At 55.8% G+C, this 19045-nt stretch carries 16 protein-coding genes; 6 read left to right on the top strand and 10 right to left on the bottom strand.

Translation table 11 applies throughout. The features are described 5' to 3' along the window. Positions 1-42 precede the first annotated feature (42 nt). From thyA to rppH, 4 genes are all read right to left on the bottom strand, one after another. Entirely contained in the window at positions 43-837 is a 795-nt protein-coding gene (thyA, locus tag F3J29_RS18200) for a thymidylate synthase (RefSeq protein ID WP_008458459.1), read from the bottom strand. Between the two features lie 6 nt (positions 838-843). Beyond that, positions 844-1716, bottom strand: coding sequence for a prolipoprotein diacylglyceryl transferase (gene lgt, locus F3J29_RS18195; RefSeq protein WP_008458462.1), 873 nt, complete (start codon positions 1714-1716; stop codon positions 844-846). A gap of 341 nt (positions 1717-2057) precedes the next feature. After that, a complete protein-coding gene (gene ptsP, locus F3J29_RS18190; RefSeq protein ID WP_166868201.1) occupies positions 2058-4304 on the bottom strand; it encodes a phosphoenolpyruvate--protein phosphotransferase in 2247 nt (748 codons plus the stop codon). A 12-nt stretch (positions 4305-4316) separates the two neighbouring features. Further along, positions 4317-4847 (bottom strand): RNA pyrophosphohydrolase, encoded by a 531-nt coding sequence (rppH, locus tag F3J29_RS18185; protein ID WP_008458467.1) that lies wholly within the window; start codon positions 4845-4847, stop codon positions 4317-4319. A gap of 688 nt (positions 4848-5535) precedes the next feature. Here rppH and mutH point away from each other — a divergent pair. The 3 genes from mutH (at position 5536) to F3J29_RS18170 (ending at position 7785) form a co-directional block, all read left to right on the top strand. Then, positions 5536-6222 carry a DNA mismatch repair endonuclease MutH gene (gene mutH / locus F3J29_RS18180; RefSeq protein WP_166868199.1) on the top strand — a complete coding sequence of 229 codons (687 nt, stop codon included), beginning with the start codon at positions 5536-5538 and terminating at the stop codon, positions 6220-6222. A 158-nt stretch (positions 6223-6380) separates the two neighbouring features. Then, a complete protein-coding gene (locus F3J29_RS18175) occupies positions 6381-6599 on the top strand; it encodes a YgdI/YgdR family lipoprotein (RefSeq protein ID WP_008458470.1) in 219 nt (72 codons plus the stop codon). Between the two features lie 142 nt (positions 6600-6741). Beyond that, positions 6742-7785 (top strand): NADP(H)-dependent aldo-keto reductase, encoded by a 1044-nt coding sequence (locus F3J29_RS18170; protein WP_166868197.1) that lies wholly within the window; start codon positions 6742-6744, stop codon positions 7783-7785. Positions 7786-7818: 33 nt separating this feature from the next. On the opposite strand, the gene lplT is transcribed toward F3J29_RS18170, so the two are convergent. Both lplT and aas read right to left on the bottom strand, forming a co-directional pair. Then, complete coding sequence (gene lplT, locus F3J29_RS18165) at positions 7819-9015, bottom strand: lysophospholipid transporter LplT (RefSeq protein ID WP_166868195.1); 1197 nt, start codon at positions 9013-9015, stop codon at positions 7819-7821. Then, positions 9008-11167 (bottom strand): bifunctional acyl-ACP--phospholipid O-acyltransferase/long-chain-fatty-acid--ACP ligase, encoded by a 2160-nt coding sequence (gene aas / locus F3J29_RS18160; protein ID WP_166868193.1) that lies wholly within the window; start codon positions 11165-11167, stop codon positions 9008-9010. Before aas ends, lplT begins: the two co-directional genes overlap by 8 nt. Positions 11168-11828: 661 nt before the next feature. Here aas and galR point away from each other — a divergent pair. Beyond that, positions 11829-12851 carry an HTH-type transcriptional regulator GalR gene (gene galR, locus F3J29_RS18155; protein ID WP_166868191.1) on the top strand — a complete coding sequence of 341 codons (1023 nt, stop codon included), beginning with the start codon at positions 11829-11831 and terminating at the stop codon, positions 12849-12851. Here the strand turns inward: galR and F3J29_RS18150 are convergent. Continuing rightward, positions 12836-13285 carry a GNAT family N-acetyltransferase gene (locus F3J29_RS18150; protein ID WP_166868189.1) on the bottom strand — a complete coding sequence of 150 codons (450 nt, stop codon included), beginning with the start codon at positions 13283-13285 and terminating at the stop codon, positions 12836-12838. The two genes, galR and F3J29_RS18150, sit on opposite strands and share 16 nt — an antisense overlap. 150 nt (positions 13286-13435) lie before the next feature. Between F3J29_RS18150 and F3J29_RS18145 the strand changes: the two genes are divergently transcribed. Next, complete coding sequence (locus F3J29_RS18145; RefSeq protein WP_166868188.1) at positions 13436-14467, top strand: LacI family DNA-binding transcriptional regulator; 1032 nt, start codon at positions 13436-13438, stop codon at positions 14465-14467. Here the strand turns inward: F3J29_RS18145 and lysA are convergent. Continuing rightward, positions 14459-15721, bottom strand: a complete 1263-nt coding sequence (lysA, locus tag F3J29_RS18140) for a diaminopimelate decarboxylase (RefSeq protein ID WP_166868186.1) — start codon at positions 15719-15721, stop codon at positions 14459-14461. The two genes, F3J29_RS18145 and lysA, sit on opposite strands and share 9 nt — an antisense overlap. A gap of 301 nt (positions 15722-16022) precedes the next feature. On the opposite strand from lysA, the gene F3J29_RS18135 reads away from it, so the two are divergent. Next, on the top strand, positions 16023-16946 hold the full coding sequence (locus F3J29_RS18135) for a LysR family transcriptional regulator (RefSeq protein ID WP_166868184.1): 924 nt from the start codon (positions 16023-16025) through the stop codon (positions 16944-16946). A gap of 1 nt (position 16947) precedes the next feature. On the opposite strand, the gene F3J29_RS18130 is transcribed toward F3J29_RS18135, so the two are convergent. Continuing rightward, positions 16948-18114 carry an MFS transporter gene (locus tag F3J29_RS18130; protein ID WP_166868182.1) on the bottom strand — a complete coding sequence of 389 codons (1167 nt, stop codon included), beginning with the start codon at positions 18112-18114 and terminating at the stop codon, positions 16948-16950. Between the two features lie 204 nt (positions 18115-18318). Continuing rightward, on the bottom strand, positions 18319-19017 hold the full coding sequence (locus tag F3J29_RS18125) for an aspartate/glutamate racemase (RefSeq protein WP_166868180.1): 699 nt from the start codon (positions 19015-19017) through the stop codon (positions 18319-18321). Positions 19018-19045 lie beyond the last annotated feature (28 nt).

The raw sequence follows: 19045 nt of genomic DNA, 5'->3' as shown, positions 1-19045 counted from the left end.
ACCGGCGCACTCAGGCACCGGTTCTGTCACTCTGTCGACAAGTTAAATGGCGACAGGCGCTTTGATCGCCGGATGCGGATCGTAGCCTTCAATCTCGAAGTCTTCGAAACGGTAGTCAAACAGCGACTCTGGCTTGCGTTTGATAACCAGCTTAGGCAGCGCGCGAGGCTCACGGGTGAGCTGCAGGCGGGTCTGCTCAAGGTGATTACTGTACAGGTGCGTATCGCCCCCGGTCCAGACAAAGTCCCCCACTTCCAGGTCGCACTGCTGCGCCATCATATGCACCAGCAGCGCATAGCTGGCGATGTTGAACGGCAAGCCAAGGAAGATGTCGCAAGAGCGCTGATAGAGCTGGCAAGAGAGTTTGCCGTCTGCCACATAGAACTGGAAAAACGCGTGGCAAGGAGCCAGCGCCATTTTATCCAGCTCGCCCACGTTCCACGCAGAGACAATAATACGTCGGGAATCGGGGTCATTTTTCAGCTGATTGAGCACGGTAGTTAACTGGTCGATATAGCGCCCATCAGGCGTTGCCCAGGAACGCCACTGCTTGCCGTAAACCGGGCCGAGATCGCCGTTTTCATCCGCCCATTCGTCCCAAATCGTCACCTTGTTTTCTTTCAGGTACGCGATATTGGTATCACCATTGAGGAACCACAACAGCTCATGAATGATCGAACGCAGGTGACATTTTTTGGTGGTGACCAGCGGGAAACCTTCCTGCAGGTTAAAGCGCATTTGATGCCCAAAAATCGACAACGTACCGGTACCGGTGCGGTCTGCTTTTGGCGTGCCCTCTTCAAGCACTTTTTTCATCAAATCAAGATACTGTTTCATGTCACCTCACGAAAGTTGCTGCTGCGGACGGCGGTATGCCCAAACCATCATAATGATACCGGCAACAATCATCGGAATCGACAGGATCTGCCCCATGCTGATGTACTGTACCCAGGTGCCGGTGAACTGCGCATCCGGCTGGCGGAAGAATTCCACGATGATGCGGAACGCACCGTAACCAATCAGGAACAGGCCAGAGACGGACCCCATAGGGCGAGGCTTACGAATAAACAGGTTCAGGATGATGAACAGGACAACCCCTTCCAGCGCCAGCTCATAAAGCTGAGACGGATGGCGAGGCAGTACGCCGTAAGTATTGAACAGCGACTGCCATTCCGGGTGCGTAGCCAACAGGCCAACGTCTTCGCTGCGTGAGCCAGGGAACAGCATGGCAAAGCGGAAGTTCGGGTCAACGCGGCCCCACAGTTCGCCATTGATGAAGTTGCCGAGGCGGCCAGCCCCTAAACCAAACGGGATCAGCGGAGCAATAAAATCAGAGACCTGGAAGAAGGTACGTTTGGTACGACGCGCAAACCAAATCATCACGCAGATAACGCCGATCAGGCCGCCGTGGAAGGACATGCCGCCGTCCCAGACTTTGAACAGGTAGAGAGGGTCGGCAAGGAAAACCGGAAGATTGTAGAAGAAGACATAACCCAGACGCCCCCCCAGGAATACGCCGAGGAACCCAGCATACAGCAGATTCTCTACTTCATTTTTCGTCCAGCCGCTGCCCGGACGGCTGGCGCGGCGCCCGGCAAGCCACATAGCAAACACGAACCCGACCAGGTACATGAGCCCGTACCAGTGCAGGGAAACCGGCCCGATGGAGAAAAGCACCGGATCAAATTCAGGGAAACGCAGATAGCCACTATTCATCTGTCACCACAAGCTATTGTTACCTCACCCAAAATAGAAGGTGAGTGGCAAGTACGCACCGCTCTCGATGCGCTCCGAAAGCAGCGGATCATAGCACAAACAGCCAGATTGATTGATTACGGAAGTTGTAAAAGATGTGTAATGTCCCGCTGATACCGGGGCATTCAGGGTAATGCAAGCCGTATCAAGAAAAGTTAATCAACGCCAGGCATCAAAAAAACGAATATGAAAAACCCTTTCGGGTCTACGGCAGTTAAAGCACAACAAGGGAAAAACCACGCTTTTTCCCTTGTTGTCAGCAGAGGATAATGTCCCGGCGATACCGGGGCTGTGTAAACGGATCAACGCCCACCGCGAATCAGGCCGCCCATGCCCCGACGCTCCATAAAGGCCGCTACCTGGTGGCGTACTTCCGTCGCCATTTGAGCCTCAAGGCTACGCTGAGCGAGCACTTCAGCCTCTTCAAGCTGAATATGGCGTAACAGGTATTTGATACGTGCGACGGAACGGCCGTTCATTGAAAGATGACGGTAACCCATGCCCACAAGAATCGCGACGCACATCGGGTCACCGGCCATTTCACCGCACAGGCACAGGTCGATGTCATAACGATTCGCCTCGCGGGCAATCAGATTCAGCGTGCGCAGCATCGCCGGATGCAGGCTATCGTAAAGGCTAGCCACCCGGGTGTTATTGCGGTCAACCGCAAGCAAATACTGGGTAAGATCGTTTGTACCAACGGAAATAAAATCAATGCGTCCGGCCAGGTGCCCAAGCATAAACACCATAGAAGGCACTTCAACCATCACCCCAAGCCTAAACGCCGGCAGCTGATAGCCTAATTCCTCTTCGACTTCACGGCCTGCGCGATCGATAAGTCTGCGCGCATCGTCGATCTCGTCGATGCTAGTGATCATCGGCAACAGGATACTCAAATTCCCCGAGGCAGCATTCGCACGAAGCATTGCGCGGACCTGGATCAGAAAGATCTCAGGCTGATCGAGCGTAATACGAATGCCTCGCCAGCCAAGGCAGGGGTTCTCTTCGCTGATGGGCATATACGGAAGCTGTTTATCCGCCCCAACATCCAGCGTTCGCAGCGTCACAGGTTTGTCGTTAAACATCTGCAACATACCCTGATACTGTGCAACCTGCTCTTCTTCCGACGGAAAACCGCTTTGCAGCATAAACGGGATTTCGGTGCGATACAGCCCGATACCGTCGATACGACTGCCAAGCTTTTCTTCGTGCTCAGGACTAAGCCCGGCATTAAGCATAACCTGCACCCGCTCGCCGCTTTTCAACGCCGCGGGCTGCTCCACATCATCTTCCGCCAGGCGACTAAGTTCGTTCTCCTCGGTCACCAGGCGCTGGTATTCCTGCAGTAAAACTGGCTCAGGATCCACCAGCAATTCACCGCGATAGCCGTCCACTATCAGCATACGGCGATGCAGAGCCGATGGCTGAATGTCGGCCCCCATGACGGTTGGGATACCCAGCGCGCGGACCATAATGGCGGCATGAGAGTTTGCCGCTCCATCGCGCACCACAACACCCGCCAGACGATTTTGCGGCAGTTCGGCAAGCGTGGTGGCTGAGAGTTCGTCGGCAACCAGCACAAAGCGCTCAGGCCAGGTATTCGGGCTTTGAATCGTATCGTCGAGATGGAACAACAGGCGTTGTCCCAGCGCTCTGAGGTCGCCCGCCCGCTCTTTCAGGTAGCTATCTGAAAGGCTGGCAAACTGTTCAGCAAACTTCTCCACCACCGTTTTCACGGCCCATTCAGCGACCAGACCTTTATCCACCTCAGCAAAAAGCTCGCGCCGCAGGCGGGCGTCGGTCAACAGGTGAGAGTAAAGATCGAAAATCGCCGCAGTCTCTTTCTGAGCCCCGGCGGCAAAACGCTTGCTGTAGCGGCGGAACTCCCCGGAAGCCTCTTCCAGCGCGGCGGTCAAACGCTCACGCTCAAGCGCCGTGTCCAGGGTCGACGCTTCAAAAACCTGCTCCATCAGCGGGACCGTTGTGTCCATCCAGCCTTCAGCAATCGCTACCCCAGGCGATGCAGGCAGCGCACGGATACGGGTCTGGCGATACTGTCCAAACAGGGCGGTTAACTGAGACTGCGATAATATCCCGGCCATCTGCGTTGCCAGCGTAACGAGGAAAGACTCTTCGCTCTCATCGTACTGCCGGTGTTCCCGCTGCTGGACAACCAGCACTCCCAGAAGCTGACGGCGCTGGATAATAGGCACGCCGAGGAACGCGCGAAAACGCTCTTCTTTTACGGCGGGCACATATTTAAAGCTGGGGTGTTTTTGCGCATCGGCAAGGTTAATCGGCTCCGCGAGCCGCCCAACCAGGCCAACAATACCTTCATCAAAGGCAAGCGTGACGGTGCGACCACGCGGTTTCTTTAACCCGCGAGTCGCCATAAGGTAAAAACAACGGCGCTCGTGGTCGGCGAGATAAACCGAGCAAACCTCGGTATCCATCGCAAGGCAGATATCAGTCACCAAAATGTCCAGCGCCTCATTGAGGCGCGGGGCACTGGCGACCTTTTCGACTATTTCTCGCAGACGGGTGAGCATTTTTCGCGTGACTTAACCTCTTTTACGTCGCCATGCCGGCGAGTTATTGCGTGGTGGCGTAACTTCCTGCAGTGGCATCACCACGCTGGCAAACTCTTTCATCACCCGGCGATAGACATCGCGCTTGAATGAAACAACCTGACGGACCGGATACCAATAACTGACCCAGCGCCAGCCATCAAATTCCGGCGTGCTGCTGGTTTGCATGTTGATCTCACCGTCGCTGCTCAGCAACTGCAAAAGAAACCATTTTTGTTTTTGGCCGATACAAACCGGCTTTGTGTCCCAACGCACCAAACGTTTAGGTAATTTGTAACGCAACCAGTTTCGGGTCGAGGCAAGAATGCGAACATCTTTTCTTTGTAAACCAACTTCTTCGAAAAGCTCCCGGTACATTGCCTGTTCAGCGGACTCGCCAGGATTAATGCCCCCCTGGGGAAATTGCCAGGAATGTTGGCCAAAACGTCGCGCCCACATCACCTGTCCCTGCCGATTACATATTACGATCCCAACGTTGGGGCGGTAGCCATCATCATCGATCACCGGACTACCTCAAAACAAACTTAGATTGCATCGATTGTTTCATACAAGTGTCAGGCGGTAAACCACTCTCTCGGCGGCGCCTGCATGGAATAACATTTGAATAACTCACAAAAGATAGCCGGGTTATAAACAGGGGACAGTAAAAACCGGCGGTTTTATTCACTTTTTCTGTGGATATAACTGTGAAGAACTACCGAATTACATCGGGACAACTCAGAACAACTAAAATTAGGAGCAATCCTGTCACACATTAAAGCCTTTAAATTTCATAATCATAATACTATAAAAATGACACACGAGTTTCATAATGTGATGATCGTCACATATGAAGATCGCCTGCTGATGAAAGATCGAACAATGTCGTTTTTATCCACAGATTGTGCAAACAAGTTAGGCACAAATCGGCGATAAATTGTATTTTAGCGCCCCGTCAAGGCTGTAAATGGAACCAGTAGTCGCGTTTATTCCCAGTTATCCCACTTTTCTGTGGATAACATGGTGTAAGATCCTGTTCATTGCCAGTGACCAGATTTGGAAAAACCTTTTTAATGTTGCTGCAACGCAACCGCTGGCTTTAAAAATTCATTAGAAATCAGAATATTGTTAATCTTATCCTCAGAAGATTAAACTAAGCTTTCGCTGTGCACAAAGTGCGTTCATTTTTTAACCAAAAAAACATCAACGAGTTATGCAACCAATACGTCCGCTCATCACGCCCCCACGCAGTGAAGCCGAGCTGCTTCAGCAGGCGCAAAGCGTCGCCGGTTATACCCTGGGCGAACTGGCAGCCTGCGCTGGCCTAAAGACGCCGAAAGACCTGAAGCGAGATAAGGGCTGGATTGGCGTATTACTCGAGCTATGGCTGGGTGCCAGCGCGGGCAGCAAGCCCGAACAAGATTTCGCCGCACTCGGGATCGAGTTGAAAACGATCCCGGTGGATAGCCTTGGCCGTCCGCTGGAAACCACTTTCGTCTGCGTCGCGCCGTTAACCGGCAATAGCGGCGTTATATGGGAAACCAGTCATGTACGACATAAGCTCAAGCGCGTGCTGTGGATCCCGGTTGAAGGAGAAAGGCAGATCCCGCTTGCCGAACGGCACGTGGGCTCTCCGCTATTATGGAGCCCTTCAGAAGAAGAAGATCAGCAGCTGCGCCAGGACTGGGAAGAATTGATGGATTTGATCGTGCTGGGCCAGGTGGAACGCATTACCGCCCGTCACGGCGAAGTACTGCAGCTGCGGCCAAAAGCCGCCAACAGCCGGGCGTTAACAGAGGCCATTGGCGCTGACGGCTCACCTATTCTCACATTACCTCGCGGCTTCTACTTAAAGAAGAATTTCACCGCAGCCCTTCTCGCAAGACACTTCACGCTTTAAAAGCCGCTGTAGTGAATAAAATCCAGGGTTGTGTCAGTAAGTTCCGGGGAATGTTACATTTTCCTCGTCCTATTAAGAATTTACCGCTTTCTTTCCCCTGTTCATCAGGTTATTACTAAACTTATTAACAAGATCCCTTCCTGACGAGGAACATACCGATGACTAAATGGGCAGTAGCAATCTCCGCCATTGGTCTTGCCTTTGCCGTTTCAGGCTGCAGCAGCGACTACGTAATGGCCACCAAAGATGGACGAATGATTTTGACCGAAGGCAAGCCGAAGGTCGATGAAGATACCGGTCTGGTTAGCTATCGTGACCAGCAAGGTAATGAAATGCAGATCAACCGTAACGACGTTTCCCAGATTATTGAGCGCTAATCTCGCAGGGTCGGCCCCAGGGCTGGCCTGATGATTTTTCTTACTTTCCCCTCTTTCGCTTTGCGCCTGCCTCTGCCATGTTTATAGACCTTTTGTCGGGTAACGATGCCTGACGAGTCAAAAGAACAACAGGAAGCCGGCTATGCACTATCACCGTATCCCCCACAGTTCACTTGAAGTCAGCACGCTGGGGCTGGGAACCATGACCTTTGGTGAACAAAACAGCGAGGCCGATGCCCACCAACAGCTCGATTATGCCGTCAGTCAGGGCGTTAATCTGATTGATGTGGCAGAAATGTACCCGGTGCCGCCACGCCCGGAAACCCAGGGCTTAACCGAGAGCTATGTCGGCAGCTGGCTTAAAGCCCGCGGCAACCGCGAAAAACTGGTTGTTGCTTCCAAAGTCACTGGCCCCACCCGCAACAACGACGCGGGCATCCGCCCAAACCAGATCCTCGATCGGAAAAACATCCGCGAAGCGCTGGATGCCAGCCTCAAACGCCTGCAAACCGATTACCTCGACCTCTACCAGGTTCACTGGCCGCAGCGTCAGACCAACATGTTTGGCAAACTCGGCTACACCTGGAGCGACACGACCTCCCTGCCGGTAACGCTGCTGGAAACCCTTGAAGCGCTGACCGAGTGCCAGCGTGCCGGGAAAATTCGCTATATCGGCGTCTCAAACGAAACGCCGTGGGGCGTAATGCGCTATCTGCAGCTTGCCGAAAAACACGACCTGCCGCGCATCGTGACCATTCAAAACCCTTACAGCCTGTTGAACCGCAGCTTTGAAGTTGGCCTGTCAGAGATTAGCCAGCACGAAGGCGTTGAGCTGCTCGCTTATTCCTGCCTGGCCTTTGGCGTGCTGTCGGGTAAATACCTTAACGGGGCCAAACCGGCGAGCGCTCGCAACACGCTGTTTAGCCGCTTCACGCGTTACAGCGGCGAGCAGTCGCAAAAAGCCGTTGCGGCCTACGTAGAAATAGCTCAACGCCATAATCTCGACCCGGCGCAAATGGCACTGGCCTTCGTTCGCCGTCAGCCGTTTGTGGCCAGCACACTGCTCGGCGCCACGACGCTGGAACAGCTGAAAACCAACCTTGAAAGCCTGCATTTGACACTAAGCGAAGAGGTGATTGAGGAGATTGAAGCGGTGCATCGCATCTATACTTACCCGGCACCGTAAAAAACTAAGGCCCTCCAAAAGAGGGCCTTTTTGCTATTTATGTTTGATTTGCCACAGCCACAGGGCGCTAATCGCCAGCGCAAACACCGCCCCAAATCCAATGCCAATGCCAACGATGGACGCCCCGGTTTTCACCGCCAGCGAGAACAGACCCAGCATCAAAAGCATGGCCGTGTTTTCACCCAGGTTTTGCACGGCAATGGCGTTACCTGCCCCGACCGTGTGCTTGCCGCGCTCCTGAAGCAGCGCATTAAGCGGCACCACGAAGAAACCGCCCAAGAGTCCAATCAACACCAGCAAAGCGTAAGAAGGCAGCAGTGAATGCTGGAGAGCAAAAATCAGTACGCCAACGCCAATTAAAATGCCGGCGGGCATGCAGCGGGCGACGGTTTCCAGCGTCACCAGCTTCGCGGCAGCCCCAGCTCCCACCACAATGCCTACAGCAACCATCGCATTAAGGTAAGTCGGGGTCGCGTTATCCGTGATCCCTAACGCTACCGGCACCCACAGTACCAGCAGGAAGCGCAGCGTCACGCCAGCCCCCCAGAACAGGCTGGTGCCCACCAGCGAGAAGCGCGTTTCTCCGCTACGCCAGAGGCTGCGGCAGGCGGAAAAGAAGCTGTGCGTCATCGGCCTGAAACGCCATGACTGGCCTGGCCGTGCGGCCGCAAGTTTAGGGATGAATACGTTGGCAACCACCGCCCCGCCGTACACCAGCGCGCAGACCACCAGCGCCGCCGTCAGGTTCCAGTCTGCCAGCACGCCGCCGGCAACGGATCCCAGCAGGATCGCCGCAATAGTAGAGGACTCCATCAGGCCGTTGGCCTTCACCAGCCGATCGCCAGTCGTCAGCTCGCCGAGAATGCCGTATTTAGCCGGTGAATAGGCCGCTGCACCGATGCCTACCAGCGTGTAGCCGACAAAGGGATTCAGCCCCAGCGCAATCACCGCCGCACCCACAAGCTTCATACTGTTCGCCAGCATCATCACTCGCCCTTTGGCGAAGCTGTCGGCCACCTGCCCCACAAACGGCGCAAAGAGGATATAAGCGCCGACAAACACCATTTGCAGCACCGGCTGGCTCCAGTCCGGGTAGAACTGCTGCTTGAGCACCGCGAGCGTGGCGAACAGCAGCGCGTTATCGCCAAAAGCTGATAAAAACTGCGCCGCGGTGACCGCCATCATGCCCCGGGACCACAACGAACTGCTCTTGCCAGCCTGTTCAGACATGGGCTTTCTCCGCTTCATCGACCTGCGCTTTCAGAGTGACAAAATCTGGTTTTCCGCTGCCTAACACCGGCAGCTGCTTGAGGAAGCGAATATCACGCGGTACCGCCAGCTCGGGCACGCCATGTTCACGCGCATAATGCAGCAGTTTTTCGCGGGTCAGCTCGCTGTCGGTGGTAAACATCACCAACGCTTCGCCTTTGGCGGCGTCATGCTTCACCACCGTAGCGTGCAGTTTGTCAGGAGAAATGCCGATCGCCATCTGTTCGACCATCTCAAGCGACACCATCTCTCCGGCGATTTTGGCAAAGCGCTTCGCACGTCCCTGAATCACGCAATAGCCCTGCTCGTCAAAGGTCACGATATCGCCGGTGTCGTACCAGCCGGGTTCCATCTCACCCTGGCCATTATCAGCTTCAGGCTTCTCCAGCACGCCAGGATTTTCCACGCGCAGATAGCCGTTCATGATGTTTGGCCCTTTGAGCTGCAGCCTTCCACCCTGCTCAATCCCGGGCACCGCCAGCAGGCGAGCATCCATTGCCGGGAGAATACGGCCCACGGTGCCCGGCTTCGCCGCCATCGGCACGTTGATAGACACCACCGGCGCACACTCGGTCACGCCGTAACCTTCCAGAATGCGCAGGCCGAACTTGTCCTGCCACAGTTGCTTCGTGCTTTCCTGCAGCTTTTCTGCCCCGGCGACCACATAGCGCAGGCGGAAGAAATCATACGGGTTAGCAAAGCGGGCGTAGTTGCCGAGGAACGTCGAGGTGCCGAAGACCACCGTGCAATTACGGTCATAAATCAGCTCCGGCACCACGCGGTAATGCAGCGGGCTGGGGTAAAGGAACACTTCCGCCCCGGTCAGCAGCGGCGTGAAAAGCCCGACCGTCAGGCCAAAAGAGTGGAACAGCGGCAGCGCGGACATAAACCGGTCATCGGCGGTGAAATCCGCGATGGTACGAATCTGCTCCACGTTGGCCAGCAGGCTTTTATGGCTGTGCACCACACCTTTGGGATTGCCCTCCGAGCCGGAGGTAAACAGCACCATCGCCGCATCTTCCGGCTGCTGCTTCACCTGGGCCTGGCGAGGCGCAAGCAGATGAGCAAAGATCCACGCTTTATCCTGCAGGGTGATGGTGGACTTTAAATCTTCCAGATAAACCCAGCGCACCTGCGTCAGCTGTTCCGGCAGGTGCCACAATTTGCCTTTATCCAGGAACTGCCGGGAGGTAAAGACCGTCTTGATTTGCGCCGCCGTAATCGCGCTGGTCAGCCCTTTTACGCCAGCCGTGTAATTCATCATCGCCGGAATACGGCCCCGGGATGAAGCACCAAAAATCACCGCCGCGCTGATCGCCGTATTTGGCAGCATCAAACCAATGGTTTCACCCTGTTCGCTGTATTTATCGAGGATTCGTCCCACAAACAGCGTTTTTTTCAGCAGAGAACTGTAAGTATCTGGCTTGAAGTTAATGTCTTCAATACAGTTTTTACGCGAGCCGTACCGATCCTTCGCTGCCAGCAGCGCCTCAAAAAGCGTCTCGCGCGGTCGCACGGCCATGCGCGCTTCCATCATGATTTGGTGCAGCATCTCACCGGCCATTTTCCGGCGATCCCGGGCTCGTGGGGCTTCCGGCATTGCAATGGAGGTTGGCGGCAGAAGATGCAGGGTAATACGCGGGAAAGCTCGGCGTTTTACCAGCCCTTTCAGGCGGCTAAAGAAAGTCAGCTCCGCGCCGTCGATGCGTAAAGGCACCACCGTGGCCTGTGCTTTGGCCGCCACAAATCCGGCTCCGTCGTAGATTTTCATCAACGATCCGGTCACGCTGATGCGTCCTTCCGGGAAAATCACTACCGGGCGCCCCTGCTCCACCAGACGCACCAGATGTTTAATAGACATCGGTTTGGTCGGGTCCAGCGGAACAAAATCAATGAGCGGCTTAAGCCAGCGCATAAACCACTGCTGGCTTATTGAGGAGTAGACCGCAAATACGGGGCGCACCGGCAGAAAAAGTGCAACCAGGATCCCGTCAAGAAATGAGACGTGGTTTGGCACAATCAGCACTCGCTGGCGTTGAAGCACCTGCGGATCGCCGGAAAGGGTTACCCGGAACAGAATGCGAAATAGCGCACGGAAAAAAGCAAGAAGCATAGCGACTCTCTTTGTCGTCTGTCGGTCAGCATTAAGTGTAGAGTCGCAGAGTACACCAGTTGCGTTAAGTGCGGGAGGGGGCTCAAAAAATGGCAAAAAAAAACCTGCGCATCTGCGCAGGTTGGTGCAAAAGAATTGTACTCAGCAGAGTACCAGGAATTCTCACCAATCAATACCTCTGGGATCTGAATTGTCTCGTGCCGCCAGCGGTGAAACCAGCGGCAAAAAGCAAGCGAATGAGCCCAAGTGCAACCAGGTGTTTAAATTCTCGATTCTTGTTACAGGCGGCGGGATTCAGGCAAAAAAAAACCTGCGCATCCGCGCAGGTTGGTGTAATTCATAGGATCAGCAAATAATCGCTGACTTCACCTATCAATACCTCTGGGACCACAAATGTAGCAGCGGCGTCTTCCATTAAGCTATGCTGAAATCGCAACAGCCGACTGCAAAATGTAAGCAAAGATTTGGGCAGAAACGTTTAAAAATCCGCGACATGCACTAAAAAGAGGCAACCTGGTGAAGTGAGTGTAACCGTTACACGCTTTCACCTTGATTTTGCTCTACTTTGCGATATACCCATCAGTTGTTGCCTTGCAGTCATAAGGGATTTCCGTAAAACTAAACGCTATGTAAACGATTACCCCTAACAGGAAGGCTTTTCATGGCGACAATTAAGGATGTGGCTCGGCTGGCTGGTGTGTCTGTCGCCACGGTTTCACGCGTCATCAACCACTCCCCAAAAGCCAGCGATGCCTCTAAGCAGGCGGTGAATAGCGCCATGGAAGCGCTGAATTATCATCCCAACGCCAACGCCAGAGCCCTTGCTCAACAAGCCACTGAAACCATTGGCCTGATCGTGGGCGACGTTTCCGACCCGTTCTTTGGCGCGATGGTTAAAGCCGTTGAGCAGGTTGCCTACCGCACCGGCAACTTCTTGCTTATCGGCAACGGCTACCACAGCGAACAAAAAGAGCGACAGGCCATTGAACAACTTATTCGCCACCGCAGCGCAGCGCTGGTGGTTCACGCCAAAAAGCTCCCAGACGAGGAGCTGATTTCGCTGATGAAGCAAATCCCCGGCATGGTGCTCATTAACCGCATTGTGCCGGGGTTTGAGCAACGCTGCGTTGCGCTGGATGACCGCTACGGTGCATGGCTTGCTACGCGCCATTTAATTCAGCAGGGGCACACCCGCATCGGCTATATTTGCTCCAACCATCAAATCTCTGACGCAGACGACCGTATCCAGGGCTATTACGACGCGCTCCGCGAGCACAATATCCCCATCAACGAGCGCCTGGTGACCTTTGGTGAACCTGATGAAAGCGGCGGCGAGCAGGCCCTGACGGAGCTGCTGGGACGCGGCAAAAACTTCACCGCCGTGGCCTGCTATAACGACTCAATGGCCGCCGGCGCGATGGGTGTGCTGAACGATAACGGCATTGATGTTCCCGGTGAGATTTCGCTGATTGGCTTTGATGACGTGTTAATTTCACGCTACGTGCGGCCAAAGCTGACTACGGTTCGCTACCCGATTGTCACCATGGCGACTCAGGCAGCAGAACTCGCGCTGGCGCTGGCCGAAAACCTGCCGCTGCCGGAAATCACCCATATGTTCAGCCCGACGCTGGTTCGGCGCCACTCGGTAGCCTCTCCGGGCGACAACGCTTACAGCGTAAGTTGATAAAGATGCACGGGCTGGTCGGGATAATCCAGCCCGTCGCCAATGTAGCGCCAGCCAAACCGTTCATAATAGGCTTTACAGGCCGAATACAGGTACAACGCGTCAAAACCCAGCTCGCGGGCATATTCCGCAACGTGCCGCTGTAAAAGCTCTCCCAGCCCCTTTCCTCGCTGGCTTTCATCAATATACAGCGCCGCCAGCCAGGGCCAGAGATCCTGCCGGCTGATCAAATCGCAGCGCCACAGCCCCACGGTCCCCACCATCTTTTCGCCCACCAGCGCAATAAACGTCAGGGGCATTTCCCCTCCCCGCTGGCTGGCGGCAACAATAGACGCAAAAAAGCCTCGGCTTTCCTGACTGCCAAACGCCTGCCAAAGCCACTCCGTTACCTGTTCTGCGTGCTGAGGGGCCTGGTACAACGGGACAATTTTCACAACGATATACTCCTAAAAAACCACACCAAATTCTGAAAGCGTGATCCGGGACGACAATTTGCACGGCGAAACGGCAAGGCCGCTTGCGCATGAAACTCCTGTGATAAACTGCTGGAAAATCGCGACAGCGTCCAGATCGGGAAGGAAACAATGGTAACAATGTTAGATGTCTCGTTACGCGCAGGGGTTTCCAAAGCGACGGTATCTCGCGTGTTAAACGGCACCGGACAGGTTAAAGCAAGCACCCGCGAACAGGTGTTTAAGGCCATGGAAGAGCTGGGCTATAAGCCTAATTTTCTGGCACGATCGCTGGCAAACCGCAGCAGCAACAGCATCGGGCTGGTTGTCTCCACCTTCGATGGCTTCTACTTCGGTCGCCTTCTGCAGCAGGCTTCACGCCGCACGGAATTCTACGGTAAACAGCTGATCGTCACCGACGGGCATGACACGCCTGAAAAAGAGCTCGATGCAGTACAAATGCTGGCGGACAGGCACTGCGACGCCATCGTTCTCTACACGCGTTTTATGAGCGAGCGGGCGTTAATGTCGCTGATGAATGCTATTCAAGTGCCGCTGGTCGTCATTAACCGGGATGTTACCCAGGCCCGTGAACGCTGCGTCTTCTTCGAACAGCAGGATGCCGCCTTTCAGGCCACCGAATACCTGATCCAGCAAGGCCACCGGGAAATCGCCTGCATTACCGTGCCTATTTCCACGCCAACCGGCAAGGCTCGCCTGATGGGTTACCGGAAAGCACTGCAAAAGCATGGTATTGCGTGGGATGAAAACCGGGTGAAATACGGGGATTCCAGCATGACCGAAGGGCACCATCTGTGCCAGGAGCTGCTGACCAGCGGCGTGACCTTCAGCGCGCTGTTTTCCTGCAACGACGATATGGCGCTGGGTGCCTCTAAAGCGCTGCACCAGGCCGGGATCCGTATTCCACAGGATATTTCGCTGTTCGGCTTTGACGACGCGCCGAGCGCCCAGTGGCTGGAACCGGCGCTGTCATCCGTCTATTTGCCCATCGACAATATGATCATTACCGCCATCGATCAGGCCATTAAGCTGGCGAGCGGCGAACCGTTAGCCCCCATCCCGCCATTTGTGGGGACGCTGGTACTGAGGGACTCCGTTGCGCCCGGCCCCTTTTTCGAGGCCGGACGGAAGGTATCAAAGTAGCTCGAGCGCCAGCAGCTCCTGAATCGTCTGGCGGCGGCGAATCAGGCGGGCGCTGCCGTTATCAAACAGCACTTCCGGCAGCAGCGGGCGGCTATTGTAGTTAGAGGACATAGAAGCCCCGTATGCGCCGGTATCGTGCAGGACCAGGTAATCACCCGGTTTGACCGGCGGCAGCAGGCGGGTTTCTACCTTGCCGCCTTCCTGCTGGGTAAACACATCCCCGGACTCGCACAGCGGCCCCGCCACCACGGTTTCTTTCGGCTCTAATGCAGCCAGATCCCGCCCGTCGCCCGCCAGCGCAGAAATATGGTGATAGCTGCCGTACATAGATGGACGCATCAGATCGTTAAATCCGGCGTCGATCAGCACAAAGTGGCGGGATCCCATATCTTTCACCGCCCGGACCTGCGAAACCAGCACCCCGGCTTCGGCCACCAGGAAACGCCCCGGCTCGATCTCCAGCTTCACCGGGTGCCCCAGATGAGCGGCAATTTTTTCACGCGCGCTATTCCACAGGCCGTAATAATGATCGGTATTGATCGTCTCCTCACCTTCGCGGTAAGGAATGGACAGACCACCACCCGCAGAAATCGCCTCAAGATCCTGGCCGAAGTCGATCACCTGCTGCACCATCGCGCCGCAAACCTGCTCCAGATGGCCATAATCCACGCCGGAACCAATGTGCATATGAATACCGACCAGGTGAATGCCGTAGCGCTGCATAGCTTCCAGCGCCTTCGGCATATCGCTCAGCCAGATGCCGTGCTTGCTGTTCTCGCCGCCGGTGTTGGTTTTCTGGCTGTGCCCGTGCCCAAAGCCCGGATTAATACGCAGCCAGACGCGGTGCCCCGGCGAGACTTCGCCGAGCTGATGCAGCATATCCACAGATCCGATATTGACCGGGATTTTCTGCTGGGCCACCAGCGCCAGCGTGGCATTGTCGATCACGTCAGCGGTAAAGACGATATCGTCCGGGTTTTCCAGCGGCTTGTAGCCTGCCGCCAGCGCGCGCTCGATCTCCCCCTGCGACACCGAATCCACCTTCACGCCCTGCTCACGCATCAGTTTCAGGATGTGGATATTCGAGCACGCCTTTTGGGCAAAACGAATGACATCGAACTGGCGCAGCTGGGCAATTTGCTGGCGAATGATCTCCGCGTCATATACCCAAACCGGGCAGCCGAATTCAGCGGGCAGGGTCAGCAGATTTTGCGCGTTCAGCGCGGTGGTGGTGTCGTGCAGCGAGCGTGGCATGGTGAACTCCGGGTAAACGTCATTTCCTCTATTACGCCACAGAGAATGAGGGATAAAAAATATCGTTTTCTAGCGAGTCTATTCAAATATGATATGGTTTAGACAATTCCCCTCACCCTAACCCTCTCCCCAGAGGGGAGAGGGGACAGTAAATTGCCCCGATGCAGTTTCTGTTTCCCCCTTCCAGGAAGAGGGCCAGAGTGAGGATGAACGCACCCAGCTTCAGGCAAACTAGTTTTCCCCCTCGCCCTTCCAGGGAGAGGGTCGGGGTGAGGGTAAACAACATCAGCGGAACAAAGCCATGCCAGCCATCAACCTGCGCCACATCGAAATCTTCCACGCCGTGATGACGGCCGGCAACCTCACCGAAGCCGCAGGCCTGCTGCACACCTCCCAGCCCACGGTCAGCCGGGAGCTGGCGCGCTTTGAAAAGCTTATCGGCCTGCAGCTGTTCGAGCGCAGCCGCGGCCGTCTTTATCCCACAGTTCAGGGGCTGCGGCTGTTTGAAGAAGTTCAGCGCTCCTGGTACGGGCTGGATCGCATTATTAATGCCGCCGAAAGCCTGCGTGAGTTCCGCCAGGGCGAGCTGTCCATCGCCTGCCTGCCGGTTTTTTCTCAATCTTTTTTACCGCGCCTGATGCAACCGTTTCTGGCCCGCTACCCCGATCTCAGCCTGAACATCGTGCCGCAGGAATCCCCGCTGCTGGAAGAGTGGCTTTCTGCCCAGCGCCACGATCTCGGACTGACGGAAAACATCACCACGCCTGCCGGAACGGAACGCCAGACTTTACTAACGCTGAATGAGGTTTGTGTGCTGCCCGCCGGGCACAAGCTTGCCGTGAAAGCAGAACTCACGCCGCAGGATTTTGCCGGGGAGAATTACATCAGCCTGTCGCGGACCGACAGCTACCGGCAACTGCTGGATTCACTGTTTCAGGAACATGACGTAAAGCGAAGAATGGTGGTGGAAACACACAGCGCCGCGTCCGTCTGCGCGATGGTTCAGGCGGGGGCCGGCGTGTCTATCGTCAACCCGCTAACCGCGCTGGATTACCACCAACGCGGCGTGGTGGTACGCCCGTTCAGCGTGACGGTGCCTTTTACCGTTAGCCTGATTCGGCCCCTGCACCGCCCGGCTTCAGCGCTGGTCAGCGCGTTCAGCGACCATTTACAGCACAACATGCACCTGTATAGCGATCCGCTCAACGCGCTGCTCAACCGCTAGCTTATTGGCCGGTCACCGGCTGCTGGTGCCCCGTGCCGTTGCTAAAGTTAATCAGGCAAAGTATCAGGCCCACAATGGCCAGCGCAGCCGCGGCGACCGGCACCGCCGTCAGGCCGAAGCCACGGTCAATGACCGTGCCGCCCACCCAGGCACCGAGCGCATTGCCCACGTTAAAAGCGGCAATATTCAGCGTGGACACCAGATTCGGCGCATCTTTACCGTGCAGCACCACGTTGATTTGCAGCGCCGGTACGGTGGCAAACGCCGCCATCGCCCACAGGAACAGCGTAATTTCCGCCAGCCATGCGCCGTGGCTGGTCCAGCGGAATAGCAGTGAGAAGACGGCAATAAGACTAAAACTAAGGATCAGGCTGAAAGACACCCGCCAGTCCGCCAGGCGTCCGCCCAAAATGTTCCCCACCGTCAACCCCGCCCCCATCAGGAAAAGCGTCCAGCTAACGCCCTCTGGCGTAATGCCCGTCACCTGCAGCAGCATCGGCGCCACATAGCTGAACAGCGCGAACATCGCCGCAGAGAAGAACACCGTCATACTGAGCGATAGCCAAAGCTTGCCGTGCGCCAGCGCTTTGATTTCGCTTTTTAAGTCGGTAGCCTCTTCATCTTTCTGCGACGGCAGGCTGACCACCAGCGCCAGGAATGCAATCACCCCAATAACGGCCACGCCCCAGAAAGTAGCCCGCCAGCCGTAAAGTTGCCCGAACCAGGTGCCAATCGGCACGCCCAGCACATTAGCCAGCGTCAAGCCGGTAAACATCAGCGCCACCGCCGAAGCCTTGCGCCCGGCAGGTACGAGGCTTGCCGCGACGACTGCGCCAATCCCGAAGAACGCACCGTGGCACAGCGCCGTAATAACGCGCGCCAGCATCAGGAAGTTGTAGCTCAGCGCGAGGGCACACAGCAGGTTACCGACGATGAAAATCACCATCAGCAAAATTAACGACAGCTTGCGCGGCAGTCGGGCGGTCAACAACGCCATGATGGGCGCGCCGATGGCGACCCCCAGCGCATAGCCGCTGATTAGCCACCCGGCGACGGGAATGGAGACGTGGAGATCCCCTGCCACTTCGGGCAGCAGCCCCATAATCACGAACTCCGTCGTGCCGATGGCGAACGCACTCATCGCCAGCGCCAGTAAGGAAACAGGCATTGTATAACTCCCGGTTACGAACATGATGAAAGGCCAGTGCGCTACGCACCGGCCTGCAAGGTGAGGATTTCAGAGGAGCAGCTTTTTGGAATAATGTGCGCTACATAACAAATTTATAACACATGAGCGGCCGGGCATGACCCGGCGCATCGTAGGGGTAAAGTGGAGAATTCGCTTATTTCATTGATATAAAAAGATAAAACCTTACGCCTCACCGCACATAAAGCGAACTGCATCGGCGGCGTGGATCGCGGCAGTGTCAAACACCGGCAGCGGGCAGTCCTGCTGGCTGAGCAGCAGGCCAATTTCGGTACAGCCGAAAATAACCCCTTCAGCCCCCTGTGCCTGCAGCGCCTGAATCACCTGCTGGTAGTAGCGCTTCGACTCAGGGTTAATCACCCCGAGGCACAGTTCATCGAAGATTATCTGGTTGATACGCTGGCGCTGGGATGCGTCCGGAATAATCGAACGGATACCAAACTGCGCCTGCAGGCGGCCACGATAGAAGTCTTGCTCCATGGTGTAACGCGTGCCGAGCAGCGCGACCTGGCTTACCCCCTGAGCGGCAATTACCCGCCCGGTGGCGTCGGCAATGTGCAGAAACGGCAGCGAGCAGCGGGATTCAATATGCTCCGCGACTTTATGCATGGTGTTCGTACACAGCACAATGCCCTCGGCTCCGGCCTTTTGCAGCCCCAGCGCCGCGTCGGCCAGTATCTCACCGGCTTTGTCCCACTCGCCGGCAGACTGGCAGGCCTCAATCTCGTGAAAATCGACGCTGTGCAGCACAATTTTGGCCGAATGCAGCCCGCCCAGGCGCTGTTTAATCCCTTCGTTAATTAACCGGTAGTAGGGAATAGTGGATTCCCAGCTCATGCCGCCCAGCAGCCCAATCGTTTTCATTGTCATCCCCTTTTGCCATTTCCCTTCG

This window comes from Enterobacter sp. Cy-643, from assembly GCF_011752815.1.
Classification (GTDB): Bacteria; Pseudomonadota; Gammaproteobacteria; order Enterobacterales; family Enterobacteriaceae; genus Cedecea.
The sequence above is the reverse complement of the archived record's forward strand: the minus strand, read 5'-3'. Positions and strand labels throughout refer to the sequence as shown.

Coding starts and splice junctions, on each gene's coding strand:
- F3J29_RS18130 (WP_166868182.1), bottom strand. CDS start 18,114: ATGCCTGTTTCCTTACTGGCGCTGGCGATGAGTGCGTTCGCCATCGGC.
- thyA (WP_008458459.1), bottom strand. CDS start 837: ATGAAACAGTATCTTGATTTGATGAAAAAAGTGCTTGAAGAGGGCACG.
- F3J29_RS18145 (WP_166868188.1), top strand. CDS start 13,436: ATGGTAACAATGTTAGATGTCTCGTTACGCGCAGGGGTTTCCAAAGCG.
- F3J29_RS18170 (WP_166868197.1), top strand. CDS start 6,742: ATGCACTATCACCGTATCCCCCACAGTTCACTTGAAGTCAGCACGCTG.
- mutH (WP_166868199.1), top strand. CDS start 5,536: ATGCAACCAATACGTCCGCTCATCACGCCCCCACGCAGTGAAGCCGAG.
- lysA (WP_166868186.1), bottom strand. CDS start 15,721: ATGCCACGCTCGCTGCACGACACCACCACCGCGCTGAACGCGCAAAAT.
- F3J29_RS18175 (WP_008458470.1), top strand. CDS start 6,381: ATGACTAAATGGGCAGTAGCAATCTCCGCCATTGGTCTTGCCTTTGCC.
- ptsP (WP_166868201.1), bottom strand. CDS start 4,304: ATGCTCACCCGTCTGCGAGAAATAGTCGAAAAGGTCGCCAGTGCCCCG.
- F3J29_RS18125 (WP_166868180.1), bottom strand. CDS start 19,017: ATGAAAACGATTGGGCTGCTGGGCGGCATGAGCTGGGAATCCACTATT.
- aas (WP_166868193.1), bottom strand. CDS start 11,167: ATGCTTCTTGCTTTTTTCCGTGCGCTATTTCGCATTCTGTTCCGGGTA.
- F3J29_RS18135 (WP_166868184.1), top strand. CDS start 16,023: ATGCCAGCCATCAACCTGCGCCACATCGAAATCTTCCACGCCGTGATG.
- lplT (WP_166868195.1), bottom strand. CDS start 9,015: ATGTCTGAACAGGCTGGCAAGAGCAGTTCGTTGTGGTCCCGGGGCATG.
- lgt (WP_008458462.1), bottom strand. CDS start 1,716: ATGAATAGTGGCTATCTGCGTTTCCCTGAATTTGATCCGGTGCTTTTC.
- galR (WP_166868191.1), top strand. CDS start 11,829: ATGGCGACAATTAAGGATGTGGCTCGGCTGGCTGGTGTGTCTGTCGCC.